Raw genomic sequence first — 22299 nt, 5'->3', positions numbered from 1 at the left:
CGGCGACAATGAGCCGAACGAGCGACCGGACGGACGGAGCCCGCAACGTGCTGCATCTCGACCGGCGGCTCATCGGCGGTTGGCACAGCGCGCCCTTCGATGTGGGCGCCATGGAGACGAGTGGCCTCGTGTTCCTGGCGGACGGACGGGGGTGGAGCCGGTTCGAGAGCATCAGCTCCGAGCTGGGCGTCAGCCGCTTCCGCTGGCACTGCCCCGACGCCGGCGTGCTGGAGATGCGCCACACCTGGCAGGTCGACGGGCACTGGGGGAGCGGCGACGGCTTCGCCGCCGTGGACTCCAGCGGGCCGGACGACGAGGTCGTCCGCACCGGCTACCGCATCGGCCCCGAGACGCCGCCCTACGGGGCGGGACCGGTGGACACCCTCGTCCTCGACCGGGCGGTGGCCTTCACCACCACGTATGCCCGAGGGCAGCGCACCGTGTCGACCGCCGACGACCCGTCGGCGGCGGTGGTCCCGTACACCCCGGCCCCCCGCCCCGCACCGCCACGGCGCTGAGTCCGCGTGCGGTCTGGGAGGGGGCGTGGGGGGTTGCCCCCGCAGGGGTTGGCGGCGTCGGGTGGGTTCCGTCGTCCAGTACCCAGGGCCGCCGACCCCGAGGAGGTGACCCCGCGCGCCCCCGACCCCACCCACCGGCAGTGCGGCGGCCCTGCCCCGCACCGCCACGGCGCTGAGTCCGCGTGCGGTCTGGGAGGGGGCGTGGGGGGTTGCCCCCGCAGGGGTTGGCGGCGTCGGGTGGGTTCCGTCGTCCAGTGCCCAGGGCCGCCGACCCCGAGGAGGTGACCCCGCGCGGCCCCGACCCCACCCACCGGCCTTGCGGCGCAGTGCCCCCGAGGGCGGCGGACGCCCCGTTACGCGCGCGGGGGCGCCGTCGACGCGCGGACCGTCAGTTCGCCGGCGATCGTCTCGACGCCCCCCGGTGGCGGCGTGTCCGTGCCCATCGCCAGGCGCCCCGCCCGGACGCCCGCCTCGTGGAGCGGCAGCCGTACCGTCGTCAGGGCCGGGACCGCGTCGACGGAGAACGGCAGGTCGTCGAAGCCGGCAACGGACACGTCCTGCGGGATGCGCAGCCCGGCCTCGCGCACGGCCGCGCAGGCGCCGAGCGCGACGGTGTCGTTGGCCGCGACGACGGCCGTGAGGGACGGGTCGCGGGCCAGCAGCTCCCGGGTCGCCTCGTACCCGGCGGCCCGCGTGTACGGGCCGTGCGCGGTCAGTCCGTCCTGCTCCGGGCCGCCACCGCCGAGCCCCGCCGCGGCGAGCGCGTCGCGGTGGCCCTCCAGCCGGTCCCGGGTCGTGGTGCGTTCGGCCGGCCCCGCGACGTAGCCGATGCGGCGGTGGCCGAGGGCGAGCAGGTGCTCGGTCAACCGCCGCCCGCCGCCGCGGTTGTCGAAGGCGAGGGTGGCCGTGACGGCGTCGCCGGGCATGGGAGGGCGGCCGCACAGCACGACGCGGGTGCCCGCGTCGGCCAGCTTCGCGAGTTTGGCCGTCAGGGCGGCGATGTGCGCGGGATCCTCCAGCGCGCCGCCGGTCACGACGACGGCGGCGGCCCGCTGCCGTTGGAGGAGCGTCAGGTAGGTGAGCTCGCGTTCGGGCGAGCCTCCGGTGTTGCAGACGACGGCGAGCTTCTCGCCGCCCGCCCGGCCGGTCCCGGTGTCGCCGATGGCGCTCTGCGCGGCCCCGGCCATGATGCCGAAGAAGGGGTCGGCGATGTCGTTGACGAGGATGCCGACGAGGTCGGACGTGGCCGCGGCCAGCGCGCTGGCGGGGCCGTTGAGCACGTAGTCGAGTTCGTCGACCGCGCGGAGGACCCGTTCCCTGGTCGACGCGGCCACGGGGTAGTTCCCGTTGAGGACGCGCGAGACGGTCGCCGGGGACACCCGGGCGCGTGCCGCCACGTCGGCCAGAGTGACTGTCATCGCGTCCCTCCGTGGGGGGAAGTCGGGCGCGGCTCTTGTACGGGCCGCTGTGCGCAGGCTAGCGTCATCACCCATAGAAAGCGCTTGCTATAGCGGCGCCGCACCAGCGGCCGCCCGGCGCGCAGGGGCCACAGGGGACGACATGGAGGACCTTCGTGACACGTAGGACAGTGCGGATCGCCATGAACGGCGTCACCGGCCGGATGGGATACCGCCAGCACCTGGTGCGGTCCATCCTGGCCATCCGCGAGCAGGGCGGCCTGGACCTCGGCGACGGCCGCGTGCTGTGGCCGGAGCCGGTCCTCGTCGGCCGCCGCGAACACGCCCTGCGCGAGCTCGCCGAACGCCACGGCCTGACCGAGTGGTCCACGGACCTCGACGCCGTCCTCGCCGACGACCGCACCGAGATCTACTTCGACGCGCAGGTCACCTCCGCGCGCGTCGCGGCCGTCACCCGGGCCATCGCCGCCGGGAAGCACGTGTACACGGAGAAGCCCACCGCCACCGACCTGGCCGGCGCCCTGGAGCTGGCCCGCCTCGCGCGCGGGGCGGGCGTCAAGCACGGCGTCGTCCAGGACAAGATCTTCCTGCCGGGCCTGCTCAAGCTGAAGCGCCTGATCGACGGCGGCTTCTTCGGCGAGATCCTCTCGGTGCGCGGCGAGTTCGGCTACTGGGTCTTCGAGGGCGACTGGCAGGAGGCGCAGCGCCCCTCGTGGAACTACCGCGCGGAGGACGGCGGCGGCATCGTCGTCGACATGTTCCCGCACTGGGAGTACGTGCTCCACGAGCTGTTCGGCCGCGTCACCTCCGTCACCGCCCATGTCGCCACGCACGTCCCGCGGCGCTGGGACGAGCACGGCAAGCCCTACGAGGCCACCGCCGACGACGCGGCGTACGGCATCTTCCAGCTGGAGGGCGGCGCCGTCGCCCAGATCAACTCCTCCTGGGCGGTCCGCGTCAACCGCGACGAGCTCGTGGAGTTCCAGGTCGACGGCACCCACGGCTCCGCCGTCGCCGGACTGCGCGGGTGCCGTGTCCAGCACCGCTCGGCCACCCCGAAGCCGGTCTGGAACCCCGACATCCCCGTCACCGAGTCCTTCCGCGACCAGTGGCAGGAGGTACCCGACAACGCCGAGTTCGACAACGGCTTCAAGGCCCAGTGGGAGCTGTTCCTGCGCCACGTCGTGCTCGACGAGCCGTACCAGTGGGACCTCCTCGCGGGCGCCCGGGGCGTCCAGCTCGCCGAACTGGGCCTGCGGTCCGCCGCCGAGGGCCGCCGCCTCGACGTCCCGGAGGTGGCGCTGTGACGGTCCGACCGCCCCGACCCGACGGCGGTGCGCAGGAGCGCGAGGACCGCCGTACCGACGTCCCGGAGGTGACCCCGTGACGGTCCGCCTGCCCCGACCCGACGGCGGTCTGCGGGAGTACGAGCCCCGCGCCGAGCCCCTGGCCCTGACCGGTGGCGGCCCGCTGACCTCCCGTACGGTCTTCTCCGCCGCGCACGTCGTCGCCGACCCGTACGCCGACACCACCCCCGACGGCCCCGCCGCCGTCGACTGGGACGCCACCCTCGCCTTCCGCCGCCACCTGTGGTCCCACGGCCTGGGGGTCGCCGAGGCCATGGACACCGCCCAGCGGGGCATGGGCCTCGACTGGGCGGGAGCGGCAGAACTGATCCGGCGCAGCGCGGCGGAGGCCCGCGGCGTGGGCGGCCGCATCGCCTGCGGCGTCGGCACCGACCAGATCGCGGGCGGCACGCTGCCGGAGATCCGCGCCGCGTACGAGGAACAGCTCGCGGTGGTCGAGGAGTCGGGCGCGCAGGCCATCCTGATGGCCTCCCGGGCCCTCGCGGCCGCCGCCTCCGGCCCCGACGACTACCTCGACACCTACGGCCACCTCCTGCGCCAGGCGAGCGAACCGGTGATCCTGCACTGGCTCGGCCCGATGTTCGACCCGGCCCTCGACGGCTACTGGGGCTCGGCCGACCTCGACGCGGCGACGGAGACCTTCCTCGACGTGATCGCGGCCCACCCCGACAAGGTCGACGGCATCAAGGTCTCCCTCCTCGACGCCCGGCGCGAGGTCGAACTGCGCCGCCGCCTCCCGCAGGGCGTCCGCTGCTACACGGGCGACGACTTCCACTACCCCGAGCTGATCGAGGGCGACGAGCAGGGTTTCAGCCACGCCCTGCTCGGCATCTTCGACCCGTTGGGCCCGCTGGCGGCGGAGGCGGTCCGCACCCTCGACACGGGTGACACGACGGGCTTCCGCACGCTCCTGGACCCCACGGTTGAGCTCTCCCGCCACCTCTTCCAGCCCCCCACGCGCTTCTACAAGACCGGTGTGGTGTTCCTGGCGTGGCTCGCCGGCCACCAGGACCACTTCGCGATGGTGGGCGGCCTGCAGTCGGCACGCTCCCTGCCGCACCTGGCGCGCGCCTACGAACTGGCCGACGGCCTCGGCCTGTTCCCGGACCCGGAGCTCGCGGCGGACCGCGTCTCGTCCCTCTTCGCGGTGTACGGGGTGGCCCGGTGACCGACACCCCCGACCTGTCCCGCTTCAGCGTCAACCAGATGACCGTCCGGCAGCTGTCGCTGCCCGAACTGACCGAGGCGTGCGTCCTCCTGGGCGTCCCGGGCGTCGGCCTGTGGCGCGAACCGGTGCGGGAGTACGGCGTGGAGGCCGCCGCGAAGCTCGTCCGGGACGCCGGGCTCGCCGTCACGACCCTGTGCCGGGGCGGGTTCTTCACCACGGCCGAGGACCTGGACGACAACCGGGAGGCCGTCGACGAGGCGGCCGCGCTCGGCACGGACACCCTGGTCCTGGTCTCCGGCGGTCTCCCGCCGGGCGGCAGGGACCTGTCCGCGGCGCGTGAGCGGATCGCCGCGGCGCTCGCGGTCCTCGCGCCGTACGCGGCGGAGCGCGGCGTCCGCCTCGCCGTCGAACCGCTGCACCCGATGTACGCGGCGGACCGCTGCGCCGTGTCCACCCTGGACCAGGCGCTGGAGCTGGCGGCGCCGTTCCCGGCGTCGTGGGTGGGCGTGGTCGTGGACACGTACCACGTGTGGTGGGACGACAGGGCCCCGGCGGCGGTCGCGCGGGCGGGGGCGGAGGGCCGCATCCACTCGTTCCAGCTGGCCGACTGGACGACGCCCCTGCCGGCGGGCGTCATGACCGGTCGGGGGCAGCTCGGCGAGGGCGTGATCGACCTGCGGGGTTGGTACGAGCGCGTCGCCGCGGCCGGTTACACCGGACCGGTGGAGGTGGAGCTGTTCAACGACGCGCTGTGGGCGAGGGACGGGGTGGAGGTCCTGGAGGAGACCGTCCGCGGGTACGTCCGCCACGTCCTGCGACCGAACGGGTGACGGCGCCGCGCGGAACGAGGGGGGCCGGCCCTGCCCCCCTTCGTTCCGCGCCCCCGCGCAAGCCCCCACCGACTTCGCGCCCCCGCCACCGACGGGCGTCCACCCCCACCCGCCCCGTGCCTGTGGACGACTCGTCCACAGGCACGGGGGCGTGTCGGAGCCACCCGATAGCGTCGGAGCCATGTCCCGACTCGCGGTGGTGGAAGGCGTCCTCGAGCGGATCACGTACTGCAACGAGGACAACGGCTACACGGTCGCCCGGGTCGACACCGGGCGCGGCGCCGGTGACCTCCTCACGGTCGTCGGCGCGCTGCTCGGCGCCCAGCCGGGGGAGTCGCTGCGGATGGAGGGCCGCTGGGGGTCGCACCCCCAGTACGGGAAGCAGTTCACCGTCGAGAACTACACGACCGTCCTGCCCGCCACCCTCCAGGGCATCCGCCGCTACCTCGGTTCCGGACTGGTCAAGGGCATCGGCCCCGTCTTCGCCGACCGCATCACGCAGCACTTCGGCCTGGAGACCCTCGACATCCTCGAAGGGTCCCCCGGGCGCCTGATCGAGGTCCCGGGCCTCGGCCCCAAGCGCACCCGGAACATCACGGCCGCCTGGGAGGAGCAGAGGGCGATCAAGGAGGTGATGGTCTTCCTCCAGGGCGTCGGCGTCTCCACGTCCATCGCGGTGCGGATCTACAAGCAGTACGGGGACGCCTCGATCTCCGTGGTGAGGAACCAGCCCTACCGGCTCGCCGCGGACGTGTGGGGCATCGGCTTCCTCACCGCCGACCGGATCGCGCAGGCCGTCGGCATCCCGCACGACAGCCCGGACCGGGTGAAGGCCGGCCTGCAGTACGCCCTGTCGCAGTCCGGCGACCAGGGGCACTGCTTCCTGCCCGAGGAACGGCTGATCGCGGACGCGGTGAAGCTCCTCCAGGTCGACACGGGGCTCGTCATCGAGTGCCTGGGCGAGTTGTCCGAGGACCCGGAAGGGGTCGTGCGGGAGACCGTGCCGGGCCCGGAGGGGACGCCCGTCACCGCCGTGTACCTGATCCCGTTCCACCGGGCGGAGCTGTCCCTCGCCGGGCAGCTCCGGCGGCTGCTGCGGGCCGAGGAGGACCGGATGCCGGCCTTCCGGGACGTGTCCTGGGACAGGGCGCTGGCCTGGCTCGCCGCCCGCACCGGGGCCACGCTCGCCCCCGAGCAGGAGGAGGCCGTGCGGCTCGCCCTGACCCATAGGGTCGCCGTCCTGACGGGCGGCCCCGGTTGCGGCAAGTCCTTCACGGTCCGCTCCATCGTGGAGCTGGCCCGCGCCAAGAAGGCCAAGGTGGTGCTCGCCGCCCCCACGGGGCGGGCCGCCAAGCGGCTCGCGGAGCTGACGGGCGCCGAGGCCTCCACCGTCCACCGCCTCCTGGAGCTCAAGCCCGGCGGGGACGCGGCCCACGACCGGGACCGGCCCCTCGACGCGGACCTGGTCGTCGTCGACGAGGCCTCCATGCTCGACCTGCTCCTGGCGAACAAGCTGGTCAAGGCGGTGGCCCCGGGCGCCCACCTGCTGCTGGTGGGGGACGTGGACCAGCTCCCGTCGGTCGGCGCGGGCGAGGTCCTCGGCGATCTGCTCGCCCCGGGCAGCCCCGTACCGGCGGTCCGGCTGACGCGGATCTTCCGGCAGGCCCAGCAGTCCGGCGTGGTCACCAACGCGCACCGGATCAACGCCGGCACGCCGCCGCGCACGGAGGGCCTGCCGGACTTCTTCCTCTTCGCCGAGGAGGAGACCGAGGACGCGGCCCGGGTCACCGTGGAGGTCGCGGCCCGCCGGATTCCGGCCAAGTTCGGCCTCGACCCGCGCCGGGACGTCCAGGTACTCACCCCCATGCACCGTGGCCCGGCCGGCGCGGGCGCGCTCAACGGCCTGCTCCAGCAGGCCATCACCCCGGCCCGCCCCGACCTTCCGGAGAAGCGGTTCGGCGGCCGGGTCTTCCGGGTCGGCGACAAGGTCACCCAGATCCGCAACAACTATGACAAGGGGGCCAACGGGGTCTTCAACGGCACGGTGGGCGTCGTCACGGCACTGGACACCGTCGAGCAGCGGCTGACCGTCCGGACGGACGAGGGCGAGGAGGTCCCCTACGACTTCGACGAGCTCGACGAGCTGGCCCACGCGTACGCGGTGACCATCCACCGGTCGCAGGGGAGCGAGTACCCGGCCGTGGTGATCCCCGTCACCACCAGCGCCTGGACCATGCTCCAGCGCAACCTCCTCTACACGGCCGTCACCCGCGCCCGGAAGCTCGTCGTCCTCGTCGGCTCGCGCAAGGCGATCGGGCAGGCCGTGCGGACCGTTTCCGCCGGTCGGCGCTTTACCGCACTCGATCACCGGCTGTCAGGAGGACGTCCCGTGGGAAACATCACCTAGCACTTCCGGAACCGGGGCGAAGGGGGCAGTATGAGCAGGTTGACGGCACTCAGTGCCGCCAATAGGCCCAATGGTCGACCCCGAGTGCACTCTGCTGAGCCAAGTGGGGGATGGTAGAGACAGTCAGGGCACCTCGAAGAAGAGGCACAACGTCGGTGAGGGATGACGTGAGCGACAACTCTGTAGTACTGCGGTACGCGGACGGTGAGTACACCTACCCGGTGGTCGAGAGCACCGTCGGCGACAAGGGCTTCGACATCGGGAAGCTCCGCGCGCAGACGGGTCTGGTGACGCTGGACAGCGGCTACGGCAACACGGCCGCCTACAAATCGGCGATCACCTACCTGGACGGCGAGCAGGGCATCCTGCGCTACCGCGGCTACCCCATCGAGCAGCTCGCCGAGAGCTCCACCTTCCTGGAGGTGGCGTACCTGCTGATCAACGGGGAGCTGCCGAAGGCCGACGAGCTGGAGACCTTCACCAACGAGATCACGCAGCACACCCTCCTGCACGAGGACGTGAAGCGGTTCTTCGACGGCTTCCCGCGCGACGCCCACCCGATGGCGATGCTGTCCTCCGTGGTCAGCGCCCTGTCGACGTTCTACCAGGACAGCCACAACCCGTTCGACGAGAAGCAGCGCCACCTCTCGACGATCCGGCTGCTCGCGAAGCTGCCGACCATCGCGGCCTACGCGTACAAGAAGTCGATCGGCCACCCGTTCGTCTACCCGCGCAACGACCTGTCGTACGTCGAGAACTTCCTGCGCATGACGTTCTCCGTGCCGGCGCAGGAGTACGAGCTGGACCCGGTCGTCGTCTCGGCGCTCGACAAGCTGCTGATCCTCCACGCGGACCACGAGCAGAACTGCTCGACGTCCACGGTGCGCCTGGTCGGCTCGTCGCAGGCGAACATGTTCGCCTCGATCTCCGCCGGCATCTCCGCCCTGTGGGGCCCCCTGCACGGCGGCGCCAACCAGTCGGTGCTGGAGATGCTGGAGGGCATCCAGGCCAACGGCGGTGACGTCGACTCCTTCATCCGCAAGGTGAAGAACAAGGAGGACGGCGTCCGCCTGATGGGCTTCGGGCACCGGGTCTACAAGAGCTTCGACCCCCGCGCGAAGATCATCAAGGCGGCGGCGCACGACGTGCTGTCGGCGCTCGGCAAGTCCGACGAGCTGCTCGACATCGCCCTCAAGCTGGAGGAGCACGCGCTCGCCGACGACTACTTCGTCTCGCGCAACCTCTACCCGAACGTCGACTTCTACACCGGTCTGATCTACCGGGCCATGGGCTTCCCGACCGAGATGTTCACGGTCCTGTTCGCCCTCGGCCGCCTGCCGGGCTGGATCGCCCAGTGGCACGAGATGATCAAGGAGCCGGGTTCCCGCATCGGCCGTCCGCGCCAGATCTACACCGGTGAGGTCCTGCGCGACTTCGTCCCGGTCGAGGGCCGCTGACGCCGGTACTCCCGGCTCGACCCGACATCCCGGTTCGACCCGACGTCCCGGGCCGACCCCGGCACCCCGGGTCGACCCCGACGCCGCCGGCCGCGTACGCGTGGCCGGCGCCGGTACGGAAAAGCGCCCCGCCAGCCGATCCCCCCACGGGTCGGTGAGCGGGGCGCTTCCCGTTTCCCCGGTGCGGATTCCCCCCACGGGATCCGGCCCGGGCGTCTGCCGTTGTCCGGCAGAAGCTCGCGTGCGATCTGCCGGGGTACGCACGGACGGGAGGGCCGCTCAAAGCTCCCCGGTTGCGCGTGCCCCGGCCAACGCTTGCCTGGGACGTCCCCCAAGACATCCCATGAACGTCCCCCAAGACGTTCTCGGCATCGCCCATTCAGACTCGCGAGCCGTCCGAATGGTTACCCCCAAATATCTGTGATCTAGGTCTCTTTGTGAAGGTCTGGTGAGTCACGTGAAGGTGAATTCACGTGAACGTCCGTTCCGGCGGCACAGGCAGGACGGGCCGTACTACGGCATTTGTCGCGGTACGGCCCGTACGGGTGTGCGGGGTGAGGTGCGGTGGGGCGGGCGGCGCGGGGTTCAGGCCGTGCCGAGCAGCTCGTAGCCGGCCTCGTCCACGGCGGCCCGGACCGCCTCCTCGTCCAGCGGCGCCCGCGAGACGACGGTGACCTTGCCGGTGGAGGCGACGGCCCGCACCGAGGTCACCCCGTCGAGGGCGGAGAGCTCCTGCGAGACGGCGCCCTCGCAGTGGCCGCAGGTCATGCCCTTGACCTCGTACACGGTCGTGACGTCGGCGGCCTGCTCCCCGGCGGCGCCCGCGTGGCCCGCGCCGGCGGACGAGCAGCAGGAGCCGCCGCCCACCTGGGGCAGCTCGTTCTTCGTCGTCTCGGCGGTCATGGTGCTTCTCCTCTGTGACGGGGGAGGGGGGTGGTACCCCGGTACGGAGCCAGGGTATACCCCTAGGGGGTATGAATTCCAGCGCCCCCGCCGCCGCCCTCGCCGTGTGCGCCGCGCCCGCCGTCGTCGACGTGGCCGTGGTGGCGGGCCCACTCCGGTGCCAGGATCGCCATCCGTACGGCGTCGATCCACTCGCCCCCGTGCAGCAGAGCCTCCCGCCCCACCCCCTCCCGGACGAAGCCGACGCGCTCGTAGACCCGCAGGGCCCGCGGGTTGAACGCGTAGACCTCCAGATGGATGCGGTGGAGGCCCAGCCGTTCGAAGCCGTACCCGAGGAGCAGACGGACGGCCTCCGTGCCCAGCCCCCGGTCGCGGCCGTGCGGGCCGATCGCGATCCGGAACCCGCAGCTGCGGTTCGGCTCGTCCCACTCGTGCAACACCAGCTCGCCCACCAGCTCCCCGGAGGCCCGGTCGACCAGACCGAGGTCGAGCCGGTCGGTCTGCTCGGCGCGCGAGGCGTACCAGGCGCGCAGCCGCTCGATGGTGAAGGGCGGGTGGCCGGCGCTGCCGGTGAGCCGCGCCGTCTCCGGGTCGTCGATGACCCCGGCCATCGTCTCCGTGTCGGCGGCGGTCAGGGGGCGCAGGACCACCCGGTCACCGGTGAGCGTGGGTTTGTGAGAGAAGTCGGTCATGGCGCGATCGAAGGCGACCGGACGGCGTATCCGCAACCGGTGGGCGTCCGCTGCCGGTCGCCACGACTCGCGGCCGCCGGGCCGGTTGGGTTGTCGCCGCGACCGACGGCTCTCCTCCGGGCCGGGTGCCGCCGCGGCCGCGGCCCCGCGCCGGGAGGCGGCGCGGGGTCGGAGCCCCTCGGGTGCCGAAGGGTGGTCCGCGGGGGGTCAGGTGCCGCGCGCCCGGTTCCCGGGCCGGTTGGCCACCCAGGTGCGGATGGTGTCCGCGTACCAGTAGGGCTTGCCGCCCTCCACGTGGTCCGGCTCGGGCAGCAGCCCGTGCTTGCGGTACGAACGGACGGTGTCCGGCTGCACCTTGATGTGCGCCGCGATCTCCTTGTACGACCAGAGCCTTCTGTCCGTCATCTCGGTGGCACCTCCCTGCGCGCGCCGCGGCGCGACCCGGGAGGGCCGTCGGGGGAGCCGCGGTGCGGACTGGTGATCACCAGGGCTGTGCCCGCCCGTGGACGGAGAGTGACCAGGAGGGGGCAGGCTGTTGAACGACCGTGACCGAACACCCGCGTCATGGCGACAAACGTGACATCGGTGCGACCTCCGTGACGCAATGCGGGTAGGGACCGGTCGTGGTCCGGCGGCCCGCACGCCCGCGGGGCGCCGTCCGCGCCGCGCACGTGTCTACGACGACCCCGAAACGCCCGACACAGTGTCCGGCGCGCCGTCCGCGCCGGGCGTGGTGGGATCAGCCCGACGCCGCCATCTGCGAAGGAGTACGCACGCCATGACGAAGACCGTCCACCACTGGATCGGTGGCAAGACCGTCGAGGGCACGTCGGACCGCTGGGGCCCGGTCGCGAACCCGGCGACGGGCGAGGTCGGCACGCGCGTCGCGCTCGCCTCCGCCGACGAGGTCGACGCGGCGGTCGCCGCCGCCCGGGCCGCCTACACGACCTGGGGCACGTCGTCGCTCGCGCAGCGCACCGCCGTCCTCTTCCGCTACCGCGCGCTGCTGGACGCGCACCGCGACGAGATCGCCGCGATCGTCACCGCCGAGCACGGCAAGGTCCACTCCGACGCCCTCGGCGAGGTCGCCCGCGGCCTGGAGATCGTGGAGCTGGCGTGCGGGATCACCACCCAGCTGAAGGGCGAGCTCTCCACCCAGGTGTCGCACCGGGTCGACGTCGCGTCGATCCGGCAGCCGCTCGGCGTGGTCGCCGGCATCAGCCCGTTCAACTTCCCGGCGATGGTGCCGATGTGGATGTTCCCGCTCGCCATCGCGTGCGGCAACACCTTCGTCCTCAAGCCCAGCGAGAAGGACCCGTCGGCCTCCCTCCGCCTCGCCGAGCTGTTCGCGGAGGCCGGGCTGCCCGACGGCGTCCTCAACGTCGTTCACGGCGACAAGGAGGCGGTCGACGCGCTCCTCGTCCACCCGGACGTCGCCGCCGTCTCCTTCGTCGGCTCCACGCCGATCGCCCGGTACATCCACACGACCGCGACCGCGCACGGCAAGCGCGTCCAGGCGCTCGGCGGCGCCAAGAACCACATGCTCGTGCTCCCCGACGCCGACCTCGACGCGGCCGCCGACGCCGCGGTCTCCGCGGCCTACGGCTCCGCGGGCGAGCGGTGCATGGCGATCTCCGCCGTCGTCGCGGTCGGCGCCGTCGGCGACGCCCTCGTCGGGAAGATCCGCGAGCGCGCCGAGAAGATCAAGGTCGGTCCCGGTGGCGACCCGTCCTCCGAGATGGGCCCGCTCGTCACCGCCGCCCACCGCGAGAAGGTCGCCTCGTACGTCACCGGCGCCGCCGCCGAAGGGTGTGAGGTCGTCCTCGACGGCACCGACTGCGTCGTGGAGGGGCACGAGGAGGGGTACTGGATGGGCCCGGCCCTGCTCGACAAGGTGCCCACCACCGCCCGCGCGTACCAGGAGGAGATCTTCGGCCCGGTGCTGTGCGTGCTGCGCGCCGAGACGTACGAGGAGGGCGTCGCGCTCATCAACGCCTCGCCCTACGGGAACGGCACCGCGATCTTCACCCGGGACGGCGGCGCGGCCCGCCGCTTCCAGATGGAGGTCGAGGCGGGCATGGTCGGGGTGAACGTGCCGATCCCGGTCCCCGTCGGCTACCACTCCTTCGGCGGCTGGAAGGACTCCCTCTTCGGCGACCACCACATCTACGGCAACGACGGCGTGCACTTCTACACGCGCGGCAAGGTCGTCACGACCCGCTGGCCCGACCCGGCGGACGCCCCGGCCGGCGTGGACCTGGGCTTCCCCCGCAACCACTGAGCCCGGTCGCCGGGGCCGGTCGCGGCGCCCCGGCACCGCGGCCGGCCGTCTCCGGGACGGCCCGCGGTCGGGCCGGCCCCCGCCCGCCGCCCGGCTGGGCCGTCGGGTCGGCCGCGCCCGCCGCACCGGCCGCCCGCCGCGCCCGGCCCACGGGCAACCGGAGGGTGGGCGGCCGGTGCGGCGGCGCGGCAACCGGGCGGCCGGGTGCGGCGGTCCGCGCCGCAGGCCGGATCCCCACGCCGGGTCGTCCCCTTCGTCCGCTTGCGTCTACCGCGCCCGTGGTACGGGGACGCCACCGCGTCGTCCCTGAGGAGGCGGCAGACTTCCGACCGGCGGCACCCCGGCGACCGTCGCGCGCCGTTTAGGGTCAAGGGATGCGCATCCGACTCCCCCGCCGGTGGGCGGCGCTCGCCGCGGCCGCCGCGCTGCTCGCCGGCGCCGGCACCTGGACCGCCGTCGCCTCCGACGGCGAGCCCCCGGTGCACCGCGAGGACACCGTGCTGGCCATGCCCGGCGCGAGGATCGACACGTCGTTCTTCACGGCGGGCGGCGGCGGACGCCGCCCCGCCGTCCTGCTGGGGCACGGCTTCGGCGGCGCCAAGGACGACGTGCGCGGGCAGGCGGAGCAGCTAGCCCGCGACGGGTACGCCGTACTGACCTGGACCGCCCGGGGCTTCGGCGCCTCCGGCGGGCGGATCGGCCTCAACGACCCGGACCACGAGGTGAAGGACGTCCGGCGGCTGGTCGACTGGCTGGCGAAGCGGCCCGAGGTACGGCTCGACGCGCCGGGCGACCCGCGCGTCGGGGTGTCCGGGGCGTCGTACGGGGGCGCGATCTCGCTGCTGGCCGCCGGGTACGACCGGCGGGTGGACGCTATCGCGCCGCAGATCACCTACTGGAACCTCGCCGACGCGCTCTTCCCCGACGGGGTCTTCAAGAAGCTGTGGGCCGGCATCTTCTTCACCACCGGCGCCGGTACCGGCCCGGGGACGGGTCCCGGCGCCGGCGTCGCACCGCCGGCCGGTGAGCGCCCGCCCGCCGGGGACGCCCCCGCTTCCGGCCCGGACACGAACACCGGCACCGGCGCGGCCACCGGTCCGGGCGCGGGCGCGGCCGGGGGAGCGCGTCCCGCCGCGGGCCGCCCGGCGGCACCGCCGGCCGCCGCCTGCGGGCGGTTCCAGCCGGAGCTGTGCGCCCTGTACGAGCGGGTCGCCGTCAGCGGCCGGCCGGACGCCGCGGCCCGCGCCCTGCTGGAGGCGCGCAGCCCCTCCGCCGTCGCGGACCGCATCAAGGTGCCCACCCTGGTGGTGCAGGGCCGGTCGGACTCGCTCTTCCCGCTCTCCCACGCCGACGCCATCGCCGAGGCCGTCGCCGGCAACGGCGCCCCCGTCGCCGTCGACTGGATCGCCGGCGGCCACGACGGCGGCGACGCCGAGGCGGAGCGCGTCCACGCCCGGATCACCGACTGGTTCGACCGGTACCTGAAGGGCGACACGACCCAGGACACCGGCCCGGCCTTCCGCGTCAGCCGCTCCGGCGGTGTGGACTCCACGGACGGGCGGGCCACACTGCGCGGCGCGACCGCCGACCGCTACCCGGGCCTGCGCGCCGGCGCCCGTGCCCTGCCGCTCGCCGGCCCGACGCAGACCTTCCGCAACCCCGCCGGGGCGAACCCGCCCGGCATCTCCGCCGTGCCCGGCGTCAGCGGCGGCCTGTCGCAGCTGTCCTCGCTCGGCGTCGGCGTCTCCGTCGACTTCCCCGGGCAGCACGCCCGGTTCGAGACTCCTCCCCTCGGCGAGCCGCTGCGCGTCACCGGCTCGCCGACCGTCCGCGTCCGGGTCGCCGCCGACAGCGGCGAGGCCGTGCTGTTCGGCAAGGTGTACGACGTGGGCCCCGACGGCCGCCAACAGGTGCTGCCGGCCCAGCTCGTGGCCCCCGTCCGCGTCGGGGACGTCCGGGCCGGCCGGCCGGTCGAGCTGACCCTGCCCGCGATCGACCACGAGGTGGAGGCCGGGCACCGGCTGCGCCTCGTCCTCGCCGCCACCGACCTCGGCTACGCCTCCCCGGTGGCGCCCGCCGCGTACACCGTCTCCCTCGCCGGCGGCGGGCTGTCCGTGCCGACCGCGCCGACCGTGCGCACCGAGGCGGCCGGCCTGCCGTGGTGGGTGTGGGGGCTGCCGGCCGCCGGCGCCCTCGTCGCGGCCGCGCTGCTGCTGACGGCCCGCCGCCGCACGGCCGCGCCCGCCCCCGACCCGGAGCTGGCCGACGTGCCCCTGACCATCAGCGGGCTGACGAAGCGCTACGCGGGTTCCACGGACGCCTACGCGGTCCGCGACCTGTCGTTCCGCGTCGAGAAGGGCCAGGTCCTCGGCCTGCTCGGCCCCAACGGCGCCGGCAAGACCACCACGCTGCGGATGCTCATGGGCCTGATCGCCCCCGACGACGGGGAGGTCCGGGTCTTCGGTCACGCCATCCGGCCCGGCGCGCCCGTCCTGTCCCGGGTGGGCGCCTTCGTGGAGGGTGCCGGCTTCCTGCCGCACCTGTCCGGCCGGGAGAACCTCGAACTGTACTGGCGGGCCACCGGGCGCCCCGCCGCCGACACGCACCTCGACGAGGCGCTGGAGATCGCCGGGCTCGGCGGAGCGCTCGCCCGCGCCGTCCGCACGTACTCGCAGGGCATGCGACAGCGGCTCGCCATCGCCCAGGCCATGCTGGGCCTGCCGGACCTGCTCATCCTCGACGAGCCGACCAACGGGCTCGACCCGCCGCAGATCCGCGAGATGCGGGACGTGATGATCCGGTACGCGGCCGGCGGCCGGACGGTGATCGTCTCCAGCCACCTGCTGTCGGAGGTCGAGCAGTCCTGCACCCACCTCGTCGTGATGGACCGCGGCCGGCTCGTGCAGGCCGGACCGGTCGCCGAGATCACCGGCAGCGGTGACACGCTGCTCGTCACCACCGAGGGCGACCCGCCGGACCAACTGGTCGAGAAGGTCGGGGCCCTGCCGGGCGTCGGCTCCGCCACCCGCACGGAGGGCGGTCTGCTCGTCCGGCTGGACGGGGCCACCGCCGCCGCGCTCGTCGCCGACCTGGTCCGGCTCGACGTGCCCGTCACCGGTGTGGGCCCGCACCGCCGCCTGGAGGACGCGTTCCTCACCCTGATCGGAGGAGGAGGCACCGCATGACCGCGCTGCTCGACTCGGCGCCCGGCTACCGCGCCGGGCACACCCTGCCCCTGCGCGTCGAGGCGGTGCGCCAGCTCAAGCGGCGCCGCACGGTCGTGATGGGCGCGGTCCTGGCCGCCCTGCCGTTCGTCCTCATCGCCGCCTTCGCCATCGGTGGCGGTGACGACGACGGGCCGGACCGGCGGATCACCCTGATGGACACGGCGACGGCGTCGGCCGCGAACTTCGCCGCGACGTGCCTGTTCGTCTCGGCCGGCTTCCTGCTGGTCATCCCCGTGGCGCTGTTCTGCGGGGACACCGTGGCCTCCGAGGCCGGCTGGTCGTCGCTGCGCTACCTGCTCGCCGCGCCCGTCCCGCGGGCCCGGCTGCTGTGGTCGAAGCTCGTGGTGGCGCTCGCCTTCAGCGCCGCCGCGATGGTGCTGCTGCCGCTCGTCGCGCTGGCCGCCGGCACCGTCGCGTACGGGTGGGGGCCGCTGCGGCTGCCGACCGGCGGCGCCCTGCCCGCGGTCGACAGCCTCGGGCGGCTGGCGGTCGCCGTGGCGTTCGTCTTCGTCTCCCAGCTGGTCACCGCCGGGCTCGCCTTCTGGCTCTCCACCCGCACCGACGCGCCGCTGGGCGCCGTGGGCGGCGCCGTCGGCCTGACCATCGTCGGCAACGTCCTCGACGCGGTGACCGCGCTCGGCGACTGGCGGGAGTTCCTGCCCGCGCACTGGCAGTACGCCTGGATCGACGCCCTCCAGCCGCAGCTGGAGTGGGGCGGCATGATCAAGGGCGCGGCGGTCTCCGTGGCCTGCGCGACGGTCCTCTTCGCCCTCGCCTTCCGCGGCTTCGCCCGCAAGGACATCGTGTCGTAGGGCACACGGACGACGCCCCCGGGCGGGACGTCGACGCCCCCCGGGCCGGCCGGTGCCACCAAGCGGGACCGCCGGGGCCGCCGGGGCTGCCGGGGCCGCCGGGGCCGCTGGGGCCGCCGGGGCTGCCGGGACGGACGCCGGCGTCACCGAGCCGGACCACCGGGGCCGAGCCGGACGGCCGAGGCTGCCGAGACGGTCACCGGCTCGGGGGCGCGCCGGCCCGGCCCGGCACGGAGCAGGCCGGCCCACCTCCAGGCCCCGGCCCCGCACTGAGGCAGGTCCGGCACGGAGCAGGTCGGCTCTCCTCCGGGCCCCGGCCCCGCACTGAGGCAGGTCCGGCACGGAGCAGGCTCCGCACTCAGGCAGGTCCGACCTCGCCCGGAGCGGGTCTGCCCGGCCCGGAGCGGGCCCCGGCCCGGCGGCAGGTGGGCACGGCATCGGCGCGGTGTGTCACAGCCAGCCGCGCCGTGCCGCCTCCGCCCCCGCGCGGAAGCGGCTCGTCGTGCCCAGCGCGGCCAGCAGTTCGCCCACCCTGCGGCTGTACGTGCGGCCCGATATGCCCAGGCGGGCCGCGGCCGTCTCGTCGGTGAGCCCGGCCAGCAGCGCGTCCAGCACGGGGCGCAGCTGCGGTGGCGGCGCGGCGCCCCCGGGTGACGCCTCGCCGATGTCCTCTCCGGCGTCCCACCAGGCGTGGTGCGCCCGCACCAGCGCCTGGACGACGACCGGGTCCCGGATCAGCAGCAACCCGTTGTGGAGGAGCTCCAGGTCGAGGGGGACGGCCGCGACCGCCCGGTCGACGACGATCATCTTGAACGGGATCGTGTCCGTCAGCCGGGCCCGGCCGGGCAGCCGCGCCGTCGCGGCCAGGTCGGCCGCGGTGACCCGGGCCAGCGCGTGGCGCGGTACCACCTGGCGGACCGTCCGGACCCGCTCGGTCGCCATGCGCACGCACGTCACGACCAGTTCCAGGATGGGTTCGGGGATCGGCTGGCGCAGCGCGGCCGCCGGGTCGTCGAAGGTCAGCAGCTCACGGCGGGCCGACTCGGTGAGGGCCGCGAGGGCGGCGCAGATGTGCCGCGTCCCCCGCACCGGCTGGCCCGCCGGTCGGGGCGCCAGCGGGGGAGCCGCCCGCGCCGGTACCGCCTCCCGTGCCGCCCTTTGGCCGAGCACGGAGACAGGGACGTTCGCCACGGCCGACCACCCCCCGTCATCGCCAAGGAACGTACGCCACTCCATGTACTCATGTGACTCCGTACGGTGACAAGGGGGGTGTGGGGGGAATGGCGAGTCCAGGCCAAGTCCTGTGCGCCGTGGGCGGCGGGCGCGACTCTGGGCGGTTCGCCCCGGTTCGCCCCGGTTCGCCCCGGTTCGCCCCGGTGCGCCACGGCGACGGCCGGGTCCCCGCCGTCCGGGTGAGCCGCCCCCCGTTCGCACTACCGCCGATGGCGGCCGGCCGTGAGCCGTGTCCCGATGGTGGTGCGGCCCGCCACCCGCCGGGCCGAGAGCCGACCCACACGAACGGATGACGACGACGCCATGCGCACGCACCACTTCTGGGCCGCGACGGCCCTCACCTGCCTCTCCCTCTCCGGCATAGCCGCCGTACCGGCCTTCGCCGCAGACGACGCGAGCCCCACCGACAGCGCGTTCCTGCGCGCGGCCCACCAGGGCAACCTGACCGAGATAGCCGCCGGCCGGGACGCCCGGAAGAACGCCACGACCGAGTGTGTGAAGAAGGTCGGCGGCGTCCTCGAACGCGACCACACGAAGCTGGACGCGGCGACGAAGGCCCTCGCCGACCAGCAGGGTGTCGACCTGCCCGTCGCCCCCAGCGCCGAACAGCAGCGGGTCCTGGCCGACGTCATGGCCAAGGCGGGCAGCAGCGCGTACGACGACGCCTGGCTGAAGGCGCAGGACGCCGCCCACGTCAAGACGCTCGGCATGATCGACCATCAGATAGCCAAGGGCGAGAACGCCCAGGTGACGGCCGCCGCGAAGGCCGCCCGGCCGATCGTGGCCCACCACCACTCCATGGTCCGCGGCGGTACCTGCCACGACGGCGCCGCGACCCACACCACCCCGAAGACCGTCCACGCGGGCAACGGCGGCCAGGTCGCCCTCGCCGACGAAGGGGTGCCCGCGTTCGTCGCGGTGCCGGCGATGGCCGTGGGCGGCGTGCTCATCGCGGGCGGCGCCTTCTGGGCGGCCGGGCGCATCCGCCGCCACGACACCCGCTGACGCATGCGCCGCAGGCTGACCACCGAGCCCGGTCCCGGCCGCCTCCTGGCCTGGGCCGGGCTCGCGGGCGCCGCGTCGGCGGCGCTCGCGCTGTTCCTGCCGGCGTCGCCGCCCGCCCCGGCCGACGTGGGAGCCGTGCCGACCGGGAGGGCCTCCGGGCCCGCGAGGGAACCGGCGTACTCACCGCCCGTCACCCTCACCGTGCCGGGGCACGTCGGCAGCCTGCCGGTCGACCCGGTCGCGGGGGCCGGCGGGACGCTCGACGTGCCGGCCTCCCCGTCCCGGCTCGGCTGGTGGGCGCTGGGCGCCCCGCCGGGGGCCGCCCGCGGCACCCTGCTGATCGCCGGGCACCTGGACTCCGCCGAGGAGGGGCCGGGCCCGTTCGAGGCGCTGCACTCCCTGCCGATGGGCGCGTACGCGCACGTCGCGGCGGCGGACGGGTCCCGGCACGCGTACCGCATCGTGGCCCGGCGCACCTATCCGGCGGGGGCCCTGCCCGGCGACCTGTTCTCGGCGGAGGGCCGCCCCCGGCTCGTCCTGGTCACCTGCGCGGGCGCCTTCGACCCGGAGGAGCGCGTCTACGCGGAGAACCTCGTCCTGTACGGCGTGCCGGCGTGAGGCGCCCACCGCGGCGGCCGACCGGCCCCGGACGCGGGTGAGCCCCGGGAGGATCGGATCCTCCCGGGGCTCACCCGTGGGACGTCGGTACCGACGCGGCTACCGGTCTCAGCCGAAGGCGCGGCCGAACTGGCCGCCGACGGCCGGCAGGCCGTTCGTGCCCGGCTTGTACGTCGTCGCCGCGGTGGCCGCACCGGTGCGGCCACCGGTCGCGTTGCCCCAGGGCAGGGCGTACGCGGCGCCGTACGGGGAGGCGTTGGGCACGCCGACGTACAGGCTGGTCGCGCTCGCGCCCAGCCAGGTGCCGACGGCGTGGCCGGCGGCCGGCGCGCCGCCGAGGCCGGAGGCGTCACCCGCCTGGATCCAGTGGTCGTGCGCACCGGCGCCGCCGAACGGGTAGAAGGTCTGCACCGCGCCGGCGCCCGCGAGGGAGCCGAGGGCCTCGCCCGGGATGCCGACCGCGAGCGCGAGGGTCGACGCGGAGCCGACGGAGCGCGGGGCGGTGTTGGCGAGGACGACCTTGGAGCCGAACTTGTCACCGGTCTCGGCGGAGCCGGCGACGTCGGTGACCTCCTGCTGGACGTTGGAGGCCGCGGTGACCGCGCCCGCCGCGGAGACGCGCAGGGTGTGGACGCCGCCCGCGTCGGCCTTGTTGGCCGTGCCGACGGTGAGGTCCTCACCGGGGGAGCCGATCGCGACGACCGTGTCGGTCGCGGTGGCCGCGCCCGAGGGGCGGTACTCGACGGCGGCGACGGACGCGCCGAACTGGTCGCCCGGCTCGGCACCGCCGCTGACGAACTCGGCGTCCTGGTCGAAGCCGGAGACCGGGGCGGGGACCTTGTCGGTGTTCAGCGCGTGCTTGCTGATCTGCACGCCGCCGGCGTCCTTCTCGGTGCCGATGGCCTCGCCCGGCGTGCCGATGACGATGTGGTTCGCGGAGCCCGCGACGGCGGAACCGAACCGGTCGTTCGCCTCGGGGTCGCCCGCGTAGCCCGGCTTGTCCTGGTTGACGGCGACGTTGACGCTGCCGCGCAGGTAGATGGCGCTGCCCGCGTTCGCGACGGTGCCGAGGTCCTCGCCCGGCATGCCGATCAGCAGGTACGGCTCGCCCTCGGCGGTGTGGCCGGCGGCCACGGCGTGGCCGAACCGGTCGCCGGCCTCGGAGGCCGAGCCCTTGATCGCGGCGACGTCGCCGAGACCCTGGACGTGGTCCGTGGCCGCGCGGCCCGTGCCGATGCCGCCCGGGGCGCCGTACAGGATCTGCACGGAGCCGGCGTCGGCGTGGGTCGTGGAGCCGACGGTGATGTCCTCGGCGGGGACGCCGACGACGAGGTCGGTGCAGCCGTCCTCGTTCTGGTCGAACGTCGCGAGGGCCTCGCCGAACCAGTCGCTCGCCTCGGCGCCGCCCGGCACGTAGGCCTGGTCCTGGTTCAGCTCGGCGGTGCCCTTGCCGCCGCCGTAGACGACGCGCACGACACCGGCGTTGGCGTCGCCGCCGACGGTGGCCTTCGGGTCGCCGATGGCGACGTCCTCGGCGCCGTCGCAGTTGAAGTCGTTGACGACCGGCGCGGCGGTCTCGGCGCCGACCCAGGCGCGCAGGTCGTCGACGCGGGTGTCGACGGCGGCGGTGCTGGTGACGGTGGCGTCGATGCCGAAGCAACCGGCCTGGTACGAACGGCTGTTGACGGCGACCAGCTGGGCCGCGCCGTTGACCGTGCGCAGGACCGGGCCGCCGGTGTCGCCGGCGCAGACGGACACGCCGCCCTGGCCGGTGACGTTGACGTCGGCGGCGTTCACCGCGTCGACGGTGAAGGTGCCGCTGTGGAGCTTGAGGGGCGCCCACTCGTCCTTGGTGCGGCCGTAGCCGGCGGCCTTCAGCTGCTCGCCCGCCGCGGCGGCGGTGGCGCTGATCGCGACGGGGGCGACGGTGGTGACGGGCCGGTTCAGACGGACCAGCGCCGCGTCACGGGAGGGGTGCGCGACGACCTCGACGACGTTGCGCACCACGCCGGTGGCGGTGGTGAGGTCGGTGCGGCCGATGGTGGCGGTCGTCTTCAGCTTGGGCGCGCCCGCGGGCACGGCGAGGCTGACGGCCGGGTTGTCGGCGAAGCAGCTGGCGGCGGTCAGCAGCCACTCGCGGTCGACGAGGGCGCCGGAGCAGGCGCGCTGCCCGTTGCCGATGTCGAGGCGGGCGGTGAAGGCGAGCGAGCCCTCGGCCTCCGCGCTGCCCGTGACGGCGTGCGCGGGGACCGCGAGCGGTGCCGCTATCAGGGCCGCGGTGAGGGCGGCCAGCCCGGCTGCGCGGGCGGTGTGCGGACGTTGCATCGAAAATTCCTCGTGTGGGGGTGTCGAGGAGCCGGCGG

The 22299-nt window shown here is 74.5% G+C and carries 17 protein-coding genes; 11 read left to right on the top strand and 6 right to left on the bottom strand.

Annotation, left to right across the window (positions count from 1 at the left end; genetic code table 11):
- The first annotated feature begins 8 nt into the window (after window positions 1–8).
- Window positions 9–518: a hypothetical protein gene (locus NRO40_RS10095; protein WP_257375382.1), complete on the top strand. Its 510-nt coding sequence runs from the start codon at window positions 9–11 to the stop codon at window positions 516–518.
- Between the two features lie 353 nt (window positions 519–871).
- Here the strand turns inward: NRO40_RS10095 and NRO40_RS10090 are convergent, their stop codons facing one another.
- Complete coding sequence (locus tag NRO40_RS10090) at window positions 872–1936, bottom strand: LacI family DNA-binding transcriptional regulator (RefSeq protein WP_058942116.1); 1065 nt, start codon at window positions 1934–1936, stop codon at window positions 872–874.
- 155 nt (window positions 1937–2091) lie between these two features.
- Here NRO40_RS10090 and NRO40_RS10085 point away from each other — a divergent pair, with 155 nt between their 5' ends.
- The 5 genes from NRO40_RS10085 to NRO40_RS10065 all read left to right on the top strand — a co-directional run bounded on the left by NRO40_RS10085 (window position 2092) and on the right by NRO40_RS10065 (window position 9165).
- Window positions 2092–3243, top strand: a complete 1152-nt coding sequence (locus NRO40_RS10085) for a Gfo/Idh/MocA family protein (protein WP_058942117.1) — start codon at window positions 2092–2094, stop codon at window positions 3241–3243.
- Window positions 3244–3319: 76 nt separating this feature from the next.
- On the top strand, window positions 3320–4471 hold the full coding sequence (locus NRO40_RS10080; protein WP_058942118.1) for a dihydrodipicolinate synthase family protein: 1152 nt from the start codon (window positions 3320–3322) through the stop codon (window positions 4469–4471).
- Between the two features lie 38 nt (window positions 4472–4509).
- Window positions 4510–5301, top strand: a complete 792-nt coding sequence (locus NRO40_RS10075; protein ID WP_058942133.1) for a sugar phosphate isomerase/epimerase family protein — start codon at window positions 4510–4512, stop codon at window positions 5299–5301.
- Between the two features lie 181 nt (window positions 5302–5482).
- The gene (gene recD2, locus NRO40_RS10070; RefSeq protein ID WP_058942119.1) at window positions 5483–7708 is read left to right on the top strand and encodes an SF1B family DNA helicase RecD2; all 2226 of its coding nucleotides are present in this window, start codon (window positions 5483–5485) and stop codon (window positions 7706–7708) included.
- Between the two features lie 167 nt (window positions 7709–7875).
- On the top strand, window positions 7876–9165 hold the full coding sequence (locus tag NRO40_RS10065; protein ID WP_058942120.1) for a citrate synthase: 1290 nt from the start codon (window positions 7876–7878) through the stop codon (window positions 9163–9165).
- A 585-nt stretch (window positions 9166–9750) separates the two neighbouring features.
- Here NRO40_RS10065 and NRO40_RS10060 read toward each other — a convergent pair.
- From NRO40_RS10060 to NRO40_RS10050, 3 genes are all read right to left on the bottom strand, one after another.
- A complete protein-coding gene (locus NRO40_RS10060; protein WP_058942121.1) occupies window positions 9751–10068 on the bottom strand; it encodes a heavy-metal-associated domain-containing protein in 318 nt (105 codons plus the stop codon).
- Window positions 10069–10130: 62 nt separating this feature from the next.
- Window positions 10131–10760 carry a GNAT family N-acetyltransferase gene (locus tag NRO40_RS10055; protein WP_058942122.1) on the bottom strand — a complete coding sequence of 210 codons (630 nt, stop codon included), beginning with the start codon at window positions 10758–10760 and terminating at the stop codon, window positions 10131–10133.
- 207 nt (window positions 10761–10967) lie between these two features.
- The gene (locus tag NRO40_RS10050; RefSeq protein ID WP_058942123.1) at window positions 10968–11165 is read right to left on the bottom strand and encodes a helix-turn-helix transcriptional regulator; all 198 of its coding nucleotides are present in this window, start codon (window positions 11163–11165) and stop codon (window positions 10968–10970) included.
- Between the two features lie 373 nt (window positions 11166–11538).
- Between NRO40_RS10050 and NRO40_RS10045 the strand changes: the two genes are divergently transcribed.
- From NRO40_RS10045 to NRO40_RS10035, 3 genes are all read left to right on the top strand, one after another.
- Window positions 11539–13041, top strand: a complete 1503-nt coding sequence (locus NRO40_RS10045) for a CoA-acylating methylmalonate-semialdehyde dehydrogenase (protein WP_058942124.1) — start codon at window positions 11539–11541, stop codon at window positions 13039–13041.
- 374 nt (window positions 13042–13415) lie between these two features.
- Window positions 13416–16226, top strand: coding sequence for an alpha/beta fold hydrolase (locus NRO40_RS10040; protein ID WP_058942125.1), 2811 nt, complete (start codon window positions 13416–13418; stop codon window positions 16224–16226).
- Window positions 16223–17080, top strand: coding sequence for an ABC transporter permease (locus tag NRO40_RS10035; protein ID WP_058942126.1), 858 nt, complete (start codon window positions 16223–16225; stop codon window positions 17078–17080). Before NRO40_RS10040 ends, NRO40_RS10035 begins: the two co-directional genes overlap by 4 nt.
- Window positions 17081–17530: 450 nt before the next feature.
- On the opposite strand, the gene NRO40_RS10030 is transcribed toward NRO40_RS10035, so the two are convergent.
- The gene (locus NRO40_RS10030) at window positions 17531–18271 is read right to left on the bottom strand and encodes a helix-turn-helix transcriptional regulator (protein WP_079047040.1); all 741 of its coding nucleotides are present in this window, start codon (window positions 18269–18271) and stop codon (window positions 17531–17533) included.
- Window positions 18272–18616: 345 nt separating this feature from the next.
- Between NRO40_RS10030 and NRO40_RS10025 the strand changes: the two genes are divergently transcribed.
- Both NRO40_RS10025 and NRO40_RS10020 read left to right on the top strand, forming a co-directional pair.
- Window positions 18617–19318 carry a DUF4142 domain-containing protein gene (locus NRO40_RS10025; protein WP_079047041.1) on the top strand — a complete coding sequence of 234 codons (702 nt, stop codon included), beginning with the start codon at window positions 18617–18619 and terminating at the stop codon, window positions 19316–19318.
- A gap of 3 nt (window positions 19319–19321) precedes the next feature.
- The gene (locus NRO40_RS10020) at window positions 19322–19936 is read left to right on the top strand and encodes a class F sortase (protein WP_058942128.1); all 615 of its coding nucleotides are present in this window, start codon (window positions 19322–19324) and stop codon (window positions 19934–19936) included.
- Between the two features lie 108 nt (window positions 19937–20044).
- Here the strand turns inward: NRO40_RS10020 and NRO40_RS10015 are convergent, their stop codons facing one another.
- Entirely contained in the window at window positions 20045–22261 is a 2217-nt protein-coding gene (locus NRO40_RS10015) for a S1 family peptidase (RefSeq protein WP_058942129.1), read from the bottom strand.
- Between the last annotated feature and the right edge of the window lie 38 nt (window positions 22262–22299).

The sequence above is a fragment of the Streptomyces changanensis genome, from assembly GCF_024600715.1.
In the GTDB taxonomy this organism is placed as follows: domain Bacteria; phylum Actinomycetota; class Actinomycetes; order Streptomycetales; family Streptomycetaceae; genus Streptomyces; species Streptomyces changanensis.
The sequence above is the reverse complement of the archived record's forward strand: the minus strand, read 5'-3'. Positions and strand labels throughout refer to the sequence as shown.

Bases quoted from the DNA above. Each gene is read 5' to 3' on its own strand.
- NRO40_RS10095 (WP_257375382.1), top strand. From the start codon at position 9: ATGAGCCGAACGAGCGACCGGACGGACGGAGCCCGCAACGTGCTGCAT.
- NRO40_RS10090 (WP_058942116.1), bottom strand. From the start codon at position 1,936: ATGACAGTCACTCTGGCCGACGTGGCGGCACGCGCCCGGGTGTCCCCG.
- NRO40_RS10075 (WP_058942133.1), top strand. From the start codon at position 4,510: ATGACCGTCCGGCAGCTGTCGCTGCCCGAACTGACCGAGGCGTGCGTC.
- recD2 (WP_058942119.1), top strand. From the start codon at position 5,483: ATGTCCCGACTCGCGGTGGTGGAAGGCGTCCTCGAGCGGATCACGTAC.
- NRO40_RS10060 (WP_058942121.1), bottom strand. From the start codon at position 10,068: ATGACCGCCGAGACGACGAAGAACGAGCTGCCCCAGGTGGGCGGCGGC.
- NRO40_RS10055 (WP_058942122.1), bottom strand. From the start codon at position 10,760: ATGACCGACTTCTCTCACAAACCCACGCTCACCGGTGACCGGGTGGTC.
- NRO40_RS10050 (WP_058942123.1), bottom strand. From the start codon at position 11,165: ATGACGGACAGAAGGCTCTGGTCGTACAAGGAGATCGCGGCGCACATC.
- NRO40_RS10045 (WP_058942124.1), top strand. From the start codon at position 11,539: ATGACGAAGACCGTCCACCACTGGATCGGTGGCAAGACCGTCGAGGGC.
- NRO40_RS10040 (WP_058942125.1), top strand. From the start codon at position 13,416: ATGCGCATCCGACTCCCCCGCCGGTGGGCGGCGCTCGCCGCGGCCGCC.
- NRO40_RS10035 (WP_058942126.1), top strand. From the start codon at position 16,223: ATGACCGCGCTGCTCGACTCGGCGCCCGGCTACCGCGCCGGGCACACC.
- NRO40_RS10025 (WP_079047041.1), top strand. From the start codon at position 18,617: ATGCGCACGCACCACTTCTGGGCCGCGACGGCCCTCACCTGCCTCTCC.
- NRO40_RS10020 (WP_058942128.1), top strand. From the start codon at position 19,322: ATGCGCCGCAGGCTGACCACCGAGCCCGGTCCCGGCCGCCTCCTGGCC.
- NRO40_RS10015 (WP_058942129.1), bottom strand. From the start codon at position 22,261: ATGCAACGTCCGCACACCGCCCGCGCAGCCGGGCTGGCCGCCCTCACC.